The sequence below is a fragment of the Streptomyces sp. genome, from assembly GCF_019510245.1.
Classification (GTDB): Bacteria; Actinomycetota; Actinomycetes; order Streptomycetales; family Streptomycetaceae; genus Streptomyces.
In genome coordinates this window covers 1-10,310 of the sequence record NZ_JAEKKT010000259.1, presented here as the reverse complement: position 1 = coordinate 10,310, position 10,310 = coordinate 1, and the positions used below count along the sequence as shown (strand labels likewise).

Genomic DNA, 10,310 nt, shown 5'->3' with positions numbered 1-10,310 from the left:
GCCCCGGCGCCGCCCGTTCGAGTGAGAACGGCGGCCCGGGGCCGCGTGCTGTCCGGGCTCGGGCCCCGGCACTGCCTAGCGTGCACGTGACCGATCGGACCGGCCTTCGTTCCCCCTTCGTCCCCCCGGACGTGGGAATGCACGGCAAAACGGATCAGAACCGAGGTGTACGCCCATGGAGGCCCCGCCGGACAACGACGTGCTGTGGGCACGCGCCCTGCACTTCCGCCACCCGGACGGTTCACCGGGTGTCACCGGCATCTCGCTGGGCGTGCGGGAGGGCGAGATCCTCGCCGTCAGCGGCCCGCGCGGCAGCGGCAAGACGACGCTGCTGCGATGCCTGGCCGGTCTGGTCCCGGCACAGGGCGGCGAGGTCTGGTTCAACAGCAAGGCCGTGCACCGGATGGGCCCGTTCGCCCGGGAGCGGCTGCGCCGCGACCGCTTCGGCTGGATCGACCCGGTGCCGGCGCTCGTCCCCGAGCTGAACGTCTGGGAGAACACCGCGCTGCCGCTGATGCTGCGCGGCACCGGCCGGCGGCGAGCCAAGGTGGCCGCGCTGGAGTGGCTGGAGCGCCTCGACGTCGGCGACAAGGCCCGTAAGCACCCGGCCGAGCTCCAGCAGGCCGAACGGCAGCGCGTCTCCATCGCCCGTGCCCTCGCCCCCGCGCCCACGGTCCTCTTCGCCGACGAGCCGACGGCCCCGCTGCACCGCGCCGACCGCGCCCACGTGCTGCGCACGCTCACCACGGCGGCCCGCTCGCACGGCATCACGGTCGTCCTCGCCACGCACGACGCGGAGACGGCGGCCCTCGCCGACCGCAAGATCGCCCTCCTGGACGGCCGCCGGGTGAACACCGTCCACCTGCCCACGGTCCCCGAAGCGGAGGGCCGGGCCGAGTGCTCAGTCTCCGTCTGACCCGCACCGCCCGGCCGACCGTGCACCTGCGCCGCCTCCTGGTGGCCACGGCGGCCACCGGCACGAGCTTCCTGCTGCTGTCCGCCCTCGGCTACGCGCTGGCCCACCCGGCCCACTCGACGGCCGCACTCCTGCGCCTGTCCTGGTGCGCGGTCCCGGCCGCCAGCACGGTGTACCTCGCGGTCGCGGTGGCCCGCACCGACCCCGCCGCCAAGCCACGCACCGGCCTCTCCGCCTTCGGTCTGGGCCCGGCCCGCCTGATGGCGATCGCCGCCCTCAACACGGCCCTCGCCTGCGCCCTCGGCTCCGTGCTGGCCCTCCTGGTCTTCCTCCACCTGCGCAGCGACCTCACGGGCATGCCCTTCGACGGCGCGGCGAAGGACTTCCTGGCAGCCGACAGGTCCCTGCCCGTCCCCGCGGCCCTGACCCTCCTGACCGTCCTGCCGGTCCTCGCGTCCACGACGGTCGCCCTGACCCTCCGCCCCCGCGACCTGCCCCACCCGGGCACCCGCTCCCGCATGTACGGCCGCTTCGGCGCCTACGCCCGAACAGCCAAACCAGAAACCTTCGGCACCTACGGCCGCTTCGGCGCCCGCTTCTTCCGCGGCCCCACGCCCGGCACCCGACCCGCGAACGGCCCCCGACCACTGCTTCAGCCCTCGGACGGCCCCGAGCCACTGCTTCAGCCCGCGGGCGGTCGTGCCGCCGGGGTACGGGTGGGCGCTGGGGGTCCCCCCTCTGGGGGAGGCACCCTGCAAGCGCCGGCAAGCGACGCCCCGCCCACCCCGGCCCCAGCCGACCACCCCGACGACACCCCGGCCCCGCTCCCCGACCTCCCCACCGCCCCACCGCCCGGCCTCCCGTGGGGCATCGCCGTCCTCGCCGCGGGCCTCGCCGTGGAGTCCTACGCCGGCGTCACCGAAACCGCCCCGCACACCCCCCTCCCCGGCGGCCTGGCCGGCGGCCCCGTCGGCGTCCTCGCCGGCTGGACCCTCACCGCCCTCGGCCTGATCCTCGCCGCCCCCGGCCTCACCCACCTCTGCGGCCGCCTCCTCCAGGCCGTCCGCCCCGGCGCCCGCCGCCTCCTCGCCGGCCGCGTCCTGATGGCGGAGGCCACCCGCATCGGCCGCCCCCTCGGAGTCCTCTGCGCGGTGGCGTCCGCGGCCGTCGCGGCCGGCGCCCTCCACGGCGACGCCGGGGGCGCCCCCGCCTTCGGCCCCCTCACCGCCCTCGGCGGCCTCGTGGTGGCAGGCTGCACGGTCGCCACCCTCCTCACCGCCGCGGTCGAGGCCCGCCAGTCCCGCGCCGGCACCACCGCGGCTCTGCTCCGCCTCGGCGCCCCGGCGACGGTGCTGCGCAGCGCGGCCGCCCTGCGCGCGGGCGCCCTGCTGGCCCTCTTCGGCCCCCTCACCCTGCTGATCGCGGAACTCGCCGCACTCCCGCTCGCGCGCTGAGAGACCACACGACAAGCCGTACGAAAGGCCGTACGAAAAAAATCCGGACCCGGCGATGACTTTCGCCGCACCCCCCGGTCTATCCCCGCGAACGGCACGACACCCGAGGGAGAGACCCCATGTACCAGCAGATGATCTTCGTGAACCTGGCCACCAACGACGTCGCCGCGTCGCGGAAGTTCTTCACGGAGCTCGGCTACTCGATCAACCCGCAGTTCAGCACCGACGACTGCTCCTGTGTCGTGATCAGCGACACGATCATCGCGATGCTGCTGAGCAAGCAGCGCTACGCCGACTTCACGAAGAAGGAGATCGCCGACTCCACGAAGACCAGCGAGGTGCTGATCTGCCTGAGCGCGGAGAGCCGCGAGAAGGTCGACGAGCTGGTGGGCAAGGCGGTCGCGGCCGGCGGCACGGCGAACGACGACGTCCAGGACCAGGGCTTCATGTACGGCCGTTCCTTCGAGGACCTCGACGGCCACAGCTGGGAGGTCGTGTGGATGGACCCGGCGGCGGTGCAGGGCTGACACCTACAGTGGGCGGGTGCATCCGACACCCGCCCAGCCGTCCTCCGCGCAGCCCCGTCCCGCCCAGACCCACCGGGCCGCCCGCGACCGTGAGATCGAGTCCCTTGCCGAGTTCGACGAGGTCGTCGCCGCGCACGGCACGCTCGCCCAGTACCGGATCCAGGCCGTCGATCTGACGGGCCGTACGGACGTCCTGCTGGCCACCGACACCACCGGCTCCGTCTTCCTCGGCTGCCCGATGTCCCCCGAGGCAGCCGCCCGGGCCGGCGCGTCCGGCGCCCTGGTGTTCCCGCCGGTCCCGGACCTCCCCTTCGATCCCTACCGCGCCTTCGTCTACACGCCCGGCGAGCTCTTCGACTCGCTCGACGCCGGGTACGAGGCGACCCCGGACGCCCGCTCGTACGCCTGGTTCCAGCAGACCAGGGCGGACGGCGACATATTCGGCTCGATGCTGCGCTCGATCCACGACGACGCGGTCTCCGACGCGCTGGACGAACTCCTCGTCGGCGCCCGGGTGGTGGGCGTGATGGGCGGGCACGCGATGGCCCGCGGCACGGCGGAGTACGCCGGTGCCGCCCGGCTCGGACGGGAGCTCGCGCGGGCCGGCTTCACGGTGGCGACCGGCGGCGGCCCGGGCGCGATGGAGGCGGCGAACCTCGGCGCGTACGCGGCGCCCTTCGACGACGGGATGCTCGACGAGGCGCTGGAACTCCTCGCCAAGGCACCGTCGTTCCGGCCGTCGGTCACCGACTGGGCGCGCGCCGCCTTCGAGGTACGCGAGCGCTGGCCGGACGGCGGCCCGTCGGTCGGCATCCCCACCTGGTTCTACGGCCACGAGCCGCCGAACGCCTTCGCCGCGCACATCGCCAAGTACTTCGCCAACGCCACCCGCGAGGACGGCCTGCTGGCCCGCTCCAACGCCGGTGTGGTGTTCCTGCCGGGCGCCGCCGGGACCGTCCAGGAGATCTTCGACAACGCGACGCCCAACTACTACGAGTCACGCGGCGAGCCGACCCCGATGGTGCTCGTGAACGAGGCGCACTGGAGCGAGAAGCTGCCGGCCTGGCAGCTGCTGACCTCGCTCGCGGGAGCGCGCGCGATGGCGTCCCGTATCGCCCTGGTTGACCGGATCGAGCAAGCTTCACAGGCGCTGAAACGTCTCAGCGTCTAACGAGAAGGTAAAGTCAACGCCCGTGGACCGCATATGCATTGACACTCCTTATGGAGCGCTTATAGACCTGTGAGCCTCTTGGGGATTCTGGTGCCTCACCTCGTCGGCGCATCAACCCCCTCAGTACCCCCCGCAGTTATGCACCCAGTAAGGACAAACGTGTCCATATCCCGCCGCAGTGCACGTCGTTCCGTGCGCATCCTGGGAGTTGCCGCTGCGTCGGCCGCGCTGGCGTTCACCGCCTCCGGCACCGCTCTCGCGTGCAACATCTCCGAGTTCTCCGCCGAAGCCACCTGCGACGGCTCCAACGGTGTCATCACGGTCACCGACCAGGACGCCTCAGGTACTCCGGCCACCATCACCGTTTTCCTCGAGAGCAACGGTGCCGACGCGAAGCAGGTCGGCGACGCCCAGACCGTCAAGGGCAACAAGGCAGGCAAGAAGGTCACCTTCTCCGAGGACTGGGCGCCCGACGCGACGTACCGCGTTCACGTCAAGGTCGACAGTGGCAAGATCCAGATCGACACGGACATCACGCCCAACCTGACCACCCCGTCGACGGCGTGCAAGTCCACGGAGAGCTCCAGCCCCTCCCCCTCGGACTCGGCCACCCCGTCGCCGTCGGCGTCCGAGACCACCCCGGCCGAGTCGGACTCCCCGACCCCGTCGGCCACGGACAGCACCACCGCCCCGGCCGGCACGTCGGACAATGCTCCCTCCCCGGCCGTCGGTGAGTCGAACCTCGCCGAGACCGGTGCCAACTCCAACACCGGCCTGATCGCCGGTATCGCCGCCGCGCTCGTGGTGGTCGGCGGTGGAGCCGTATGGTTCGGCATGCGCCGTCGCGGGGCGCACAGCGACAACTGACGCGCCGCTCCCCCGTGCACCGTCGAGGCCCGTCCCCGTATCCCCCGGGGGCGGGCCTCGGCCGTACCCGCGCGCAGGTCAGTCCATGACGACGGTCTCCGCCGCGTCGAACTCGACGCCCACCGCGTCCCCGGCCTCCGGCGCCTCCCGCAGCGCGCAGGCCGCCTCCAGGCGGGGCCCGTCCGCGGGCTGGAGGTGGACGGTGACGTGGGTGCCCTGGAAGGTGCGGGCGGCCACCGTGCAGGGCAGCCCCGCGTCGGCGGCCACGAGCCGTACACCCGCCGGCCGTACCAGCAGCGTCCGCGGGCCCTGCGCCGATCCCTCGGGCACCGGCAGCTTCCCCCACGGCGTCACCGCGACCGCCTCCTCGACGGTCGCCGGGACCACGTTGCCGAAGCCGAGGAAGCGGGCCACGAACTCGTCCGCGGGCCGCTGCCAGACGTCAAGAGGCGTGCCGGACTGGGCGATCCGCCCGTCCCGCATCACCACCACCCGGTCGGCCAGCGCGAAGGCCTCGCCCTGGTCGTGCGTCACCGCCAGCACGGTCGTGCCCAACCGCCCGAACAGCTCGCGGAGTTCGACCACGAGCCGCTCCCGCAGCGAGCGGTCGAGCTGCCCCAGCGGTTCGTCGAGCATCAGCAGCCGGGGCCGGGGCGCCAGCGCCCGGGCGAGCGCCACCCGCTGCTGCTCACCGCCCGAGAGCCCGGCGACGGCCCGCCGGGCCGCCCCCGGCAGCCCGACCAGCTCCAGCAACTCGCCCACCCGCTCATCCTGTTGTGCGCGACCGGCGCCGCGCATCCGAAGCCCGAAGGCCACGTTCCCGCCCACGTCCCGCTGCGGGAACAGCTGGTGGTCCTGGAACATCAGCCCGACGCCCCGCCGGTGCGCCGGCACCCGCGCCTGGTCGTGGCCGTCGAGCAACACCCGCCCGGTGTCCAGCGGTTGCAGCCCCGCCACCGTCCGCAGCAGCGTCGACTTGCCGCTCCCGCTCGGCCCGAGCACGCACACCACCTCGTGCTCGGCCACCTCCAGGCCGACGGCGTCGAGCACGGCCCGCCCGCCGAACCGCACGGTGGCCCGCTCCAGTTCGAGAAGGGACATCAGAACTCCCCCGTCCGGTCCGTCCGCAGCCGTTCGAGCACCAGCAGGGCCACCGCGCACACCACCATCAGAATCGTCGAAAGGGCCATCGCCTGGCCGTAGTTGAGATCCCCGGGACGGGACAGCAACCGGGCCACGGCGACCGGCAGGGTCGGGTTGTCCGGCCGCGCGATGAACACCGTCGCCCCGAACTCCCCCAGCGACACCGCGAACGCGAACGCCGCCGCGATCAGCAGCGCCCGCCGCACCAACGGCAGATCGACCTCCCGCCACACCCGCCAGGGCGAGGCCCCCAGCACGGCCGCCGCCTCGCGCAGCCGCTCGTCCACGGCCCGCAGCACGGGCAGCATGGTCCGTACGACGAAGGGGACGCCGACCAGCGCCTGGGCGAGCGGGACCAGGATCCAGGACTGGCGCAGGTCCAGGGGCGGCTTGTCGAGCGCGATCAGGAAACCGAAGCCGACGGTCACCGCGGACACCCCGAGCGGCAGCATCAGCAGTGCGTCGAACCCCCGTACCAGCCGGCCGGCGTCCCGCCGGGCCAGCGCGGTGGCGGCGAGAGCGCCGATCACCACGGCGACGGCGGTGGCGACGACCGCGTACTGCAGCGAGGTGACGACCGACTCGATCGGCGCGACCAGGAAGGTCCCGCCGTCGGCGTCGCCCAGCGCCCGATAGTACCCGAACCCGCCCTCGAACGACCGCCGTACCAGCACGGCCAGCGGCAGCACGAGGAGCAGGGCGATGGTGGCCAGCACCCCGCCGAGCAGCGCCCACTGACCGGCCCCGCGCGGCCGGCGCGCCGTCACCGCCGGGTCCACCAGTCTGAGCGCGCTCTCCCGCCGCCGGATGGTCCACGCGTGCACGGCGAGGATCGCGCCGACCGCGGCGAACTGCACGAGGGTGAGGACGGCGGCCGTGGAGAGGTCGAAGATCTCGGAGGTCTGCCGGTAGATCTCCACTTCGAGGGTGGCGAACGTCGGCCCGCCGAGGATCTGCACCACGCCGAAGGAGGTGAAGGTGAACAGGAAGACCATCAGCGCGGCGGCGGCCACGGCGGGCGCGAGCGCGGGCAGGGTGACCTTCCGCCAGGCGCTCAGTGGGGAGACGCCGAGCATCCGGGCGGCCTCCTCCTGCCGGGGGTCCAGCTGGGCCCACAGCCCGCCCACGGTCCGTACGACCACCGCGTAGTTGAAGAAGACGTGCGCCAGCAGGATGGCCCAGACGGTGGTGTCGAGCCGTACCCCCCACACCTCGTCCAGCAGGCCGCCCCGTCCGACGAGCGCGAGGAACGCGGTCCCGACCACCACCGTCGGCAGCACGAAGGGGACCGTCACCACGGCCCGCAGTACCTGCCTTCCCGGGAAGTCGAGGCGGGCGAAGACGTAGGCGGCGGGCAGGGCGGCCAGCAGGGTGAGCGCGGTGGAGGCGAATGCCTGCCAGGTGGTGAACCAGAGCACGTGCCGGATGTCGGACTGCGCCACCACGTCGGCGATCCGCCCGAACCGCCACACCCCGTCGACCCTCAAACCGCGTGTGACGATCGCCGCGACCGGCCAGGCGAAGAAGACGGCGAAGAACGCGACGGGCACGAGCATCAGCCCGAGCCGCGCCGCGTTCCCGCGCCGGCCGGCCACCGCGGCTACTTCAGTACGAGTGACGTCCACGTCTTGACCCACTGGTCACGGTTGGCGGCGATCTTGTCGGGCGCCATGGTCTCGGGGTCCTTGGCGGCGGGACCGTACTTCGTGAACTCGGCAGGCACGTTCGCCCCCTCGACCACCGGATACACGAACATGTTCAGCGGCATGTCCTCCTGGAACTCCTTGGAGACCAGGAAGTCGATGAGCGCCTTGCCGCCCTTGGTGTTGCCCGCGTTGCTCAGCAGTCCCGCGAACTCGATCTGCCGGAAGCAGGTGCCGGTCGCGACGCCGGTGGGCGCGGTGCTCGGCTTCGGGTCGGCGTAGATGACCTCGGCGGGCGGCGAGGAGGCGTACGACACGACGAGCGGCCGGTCGCCGCCGGCCTTCCTGCCGCCGGCCGAGCCGGAGAACTCCTCGTTGTAGGCCTGCTCCCAGCCGTCGACGACCTTGACGCCGTTGGCCTGGAGCTTCTTCCAGTAGCCCTGCCACCCCGTGTCCCCGTACTCGGCGGCGGACCCGAGCAGGAAGCCCAGCCCCGGCGAGGAGGTGGACGCGTTCTCGGTGACGAGGAGGTTCTTGTACTGCGGCTGGACGAGGTCGGCGTACGACGTCGGCGGGGTCAGCTTGTGCTTGCTGAAGTACGCCTTGTCGTAGTTGACGCAGATGTCGCCGTAGTCGATGGGCGTGACCCGGTGCTTGCCCGCGTCGAGCTGGTACGCCGTGCCGACCCTGTCGAGCCCCTTCGCCTGGTACGGCTGGAAGAGACCGTTGTCGAGGGCCCTGGAGAGCAGGGTGTTGTCGACGCCGAAGAAGACGTCGCCCTGCGGGTTGTCCTTGGTCAGGATCGCCTTGTTGACGGCCTGCCCGGCGTCGCCGTCCTTGAGGACCCTGACCTTGTAGCCGGACTGCTTCTCGAAGTCCTGGAGCACGTTCTTCGAGACGGCCCACGAGTCGTGGCTGACGAGGGTGACGGTCTTGGAGCCGGCCTCGGAACCCGGCGACGACGAGCACGCGGACAGCGTGACGAGACCGAGCCCGACGGCCGCGGCCAAGAAGGTCCTTGTGTGCACTGGTGTTTTCCTCCTGGGGTTGACCAGGAAGAGACGCGGCCCCGCCCGCGGTGTGCGGGCAGGGCGCAACAGCTTGAGTGATGACCGAACTTCCTACCCAGAATGACCTGGGCGAGGTTCAGAGGGTCTGCGGCCCGGTTGCCGCACTCTCAGCGCTGTGGCGCTCCCCTGTCGGAATATGAAGATGTCGGAATGTGAAATTGTGGGTACGGCCCTCAGATTACCGCTCGGTGGCCGCGAGCTGACCACAGGCACCGTCGATCTCCTGACCACGGGTGTCCCGGATCGTCACCGGCACACCGTGCGCCTCGATCGCCTCGACGAACGCCTTCTCGTCCTCCGGCCGCGAGGCGGTCCACTTCGAACCCGGAGTCGGGTTGAGCGGGATGAGGTTGACGTGCACCGGCTTGCCCTTGAGCAGGCGGCCCAGCCGGTCCCCCCGCCAGGCCTGGTCGTTGATGTCGCGGATGAGGGCGTACTCGATGCTGAGCCGCCGCCCGCTCTTCTCGACGTACTCGAACCCGGCGTCGAGGACCTCGCGCACCTTCCACCGCGTGTTCACGGGGACCAGGGTGTCGCGCAGTTCGTCGTCGGGGGCGTGCAGCGAGATCGCCAGCCGGCACTTGAAGCCCTCGTCGGCGAACCGGTGGATGGCCGGGACCAGTCCGACGGTCGAGACGGTGATCCCGCGCTGCGAGAGGCCGAGCCCGTCCGGGGCGGGGTCGGTGAGCGCCCGGATCGCTCCGACCACCCGCTTGTAGTTGGCGAGCGGCTCGCCCATCCCCATGAAGACGATGTTGGAGAGCCTCGCCGGTCCCCCGGGGACCTCGCCGTCCCGGAGCGCCCGCATCCCGTCCACGATCTGGTGGACGATCTCGGCGGTCGACAGGTTCCGGTCCAGACCCGCCTGACCGGTCGCGCAGAACGGGCAGTTCATCCCGCACCCCGCCTGCGAGCTGATGCACATGGTCACCCGGTCCGGGTACCGCATCAGCACCGACTCGACGAGCGTGCCGTCGAACAGCCGCCACAGCGTCTTGCGCGTCGTCCCCTCGTCGGTCGACAGATGCCGCACGACGGTCATCAGCTCGGGGAACAGCGCCTCCCGCAGCTTGTCCCGCGACCCGGCCGGGATGTCGGTCCACTGCTCGGGGTCGTGCGCGTACCGCGCGAAGTAGTGCTGCGAGAGCTGCTTGGCACGGAACGGCTTCTCCCCGACCTCGGCCACCGCGTCCTTGCGCTCGGCGGGCGAGAGATCAGCGAGATGCCGCGGCGGCTTCTTGGCTCCGCGCGGCGCGACGAAAGTGAGTTCTCCGGGTGCAGGCATAACCGTTCCAGTGTCGCAGATCAACTCGGGGAGCCCAGGCCGGAGAGGGGTGGGGGCGGTCACCCGTGGGCGGCGACTGTCAGCGTCGGTCGGCCTCGGACGGCCCAGGGACGGCCCAGGAGCTTGGGGGTCGCGAACATTGTCCGCCGCTGTGCGTCGGCGTTGTCACGAATCTGGACATTGCTTGGACGGTTCTAACCGCATCTACGTTGGGAAGACTGTTCATTCAACGCG

Annotated in this window: 9 protein-coding genes and 1 riboswitch; of the genes, 5 read left to right on the top strand and 4 right to left on the bottom strand. The window is 71.9% G+C overall.

Annotation, left to right across the window (positions count from 1 at the left end; genetic code table 11):
• Nucleotides 1-175: 175 nt before the first annotated feature.
• The 5 genes from JF597_RS48275 (at nucleotide 176) to JF597_RS48255 (ending at nucleotide 4,935) form a co-directional block, all read left to right on the top strand.
• Entirely contained in the window at nucleotides 176-916 is a 741-nt protein-coding gene (locus JF597_RS48275; protein WP_294012000.1) for an ATP-binding cassette domain-containing protein, read from the top strand.
• On the top strand, nucleotides 898-2,370 hold the full coding sequence (locus JF597_RS48270) for a hypothetical protein (RefSeq protein WP_294011997.1): 1,473 nt from the start codon (nucleotides 898-900) through the stop codon (nucleotides 2,368-2,370). Before JF597_RS48275 ends, JF597_RS48270 begins: the two co-directional genes overlap by 19 nt.
• Before the next feature lie 119 nt (nucleotides 2,371-2,489).
• Entirely contained in the window at nucleotides 2,490-2,897 is a 408-nt protein-coding gene (locus tag JF597_RS48265) for a VOC family protein (RefSeq protein WP_294011994.1), read from the top strand.
• A 16-nt stretch (nucleotides 2,898-2,913) separates the two neighbouring features.
• The gene (locus JF597_RS48260) at nucleotides 2,914-4,068 is read left to right on the top strand and encodes an LOG family protein (RefSeq protein ID WP_294011991.1); all 1,155 of its coding nucleotides are present in this window, start codon (nucleotides 2,914-2,916) and stop codon (nucleotides 4,066-4,068) included.
• Nucleotides 4,069-4,206: 138 nt separating this feature from the next.
• The gene (locus JF597_RS48255; RefSeq protein ID WP_294011989.1) at nucleotides 4,207-4,935 is read left to right on the top strand and encodes an LAETG motif-containing sortase-dependent surface protein; all 729 of its coding nucleotides are present in this window, start codon (nucleotides 4,207-4,209) and stop codon (nucleotides 4,933-4,935) included.
• Between the two features lie 78 nt (nucleotides 4,936-5,013).
• Here JF597_RS48255 and JF597_RS48250 read toward each other — a convergent pair whose 3' ends face one another.
• From JF597_RS48250 to rlmN, 4 genes are all read right to left on the bottom strand, one after another.
• The gene (locus JF597_RS48250; protein WP_294011987.1) at nucleotides 5,014-6,036 is read right to left on the bottom strand and encodes an ABC transporter ATP-binding protein; all 1,023 of its coding nucleotides are present in this window, start codon (nucleotides 6,034-6,036) and stop codon (nucleotides 5,014-5,016) included.
• Nucleotides 6,036-7,634: an iron ABC transporter permease gene (locus tag JF597_RS48245; protein ID WP_294012002.1), complete on the bottom strand. Its 1,599-nt coding sequence runs from the start codon at nucleotides 7,632-7,634 to the stop codon at nucleotides 6,036-6,038. The genes JF597_RS48250 and JF597_RS48245 overlap by 1 nt, the downstream gene beginning before the upstream one ends.
• A 44-nt stretch (nucleotides 7,635-7,678) precedes the next feature.
• Entirely contained in the window at nucleotides 7,679-8,749 is a 1,071-nt protein-coding gene (locus tag JF597_RS48240; protein WP_294011985.1) for a thiamine ABC transporter substrate-binding protein, read from the bottom strand.
• Nucleotides 8,750-8,821: 72 nt separating this feature from the next.
• A riboswitch (TPP riboswitch) is annotated at nucleotides 8,822-8,929 on the bottom strand.
• Nucleotides 8,930-8,969: 40 nt separating this feature from the next.
• Nucleotides 8,970-10,076 (bottom strand): 23S rRNA (adenine(2503)-C(2))-methyltransferase RlmN, encoded by a 1,107-nt coding sequence (rlmN, locus tag JF597_RS48235; protein ID WP_294011983.1) that lies wholly within the window; start codon nucleotides 10,074-10,076, stop codon nucleotides 8,970-8,972.
• Nucleotides 10,077-10,310: the final 234 nt, after the last annotated feature.

What these genes read in the sequence shown, in the direction of transcription:
- JF597_RS48275 (WP_294012000.1), top strand. Translation starts at nt 176, where the DNA reads ATGGAGGCCCCGCCGGACAACGACGTGCTGTGGGCACGCGCCCTGCAC.
- JF597_RS48265 (WP_294011994.1), top strand. Translation starts at nt 2,490, where the DNA reads ATGTACCAGCAGATGATCTTCGTGAACCTGGCCACCAACGACGTCGCC.
- JF597_RS48255 (WP_294011989.1), top strand. Translation starts at nt 4,207, where the DNA reads ATGCACCCAGTAAGGACAAACGTGTCCATATCCCGCCGCAGTGCACGT.
- JF597_RS48250 (WP_294011987.1), bottom strand. Translation starts at nt 6,036, where the DNA reads ATGTCCCTTCTCGAACTGGAGCGGGCCACCGTGCGGTTCGGCGGGCGG.
- JF597_RS48245 (WP_294012002.1), bottom strand. Translation starts at nt 7,634, where the DNA reads ATGCTCGTGCCCGTCGCGTTCTTCGCCGTCTTCTTCGCCTGGCCGGTC.
- rlmN (WP_294011983.1), bottom strand. Translation starts at nt 10,076, where the DNA reads ATGCCTGCACCCGGAGAACTCACTTTCGTCGCGCCGCGCGGAGCCAAG.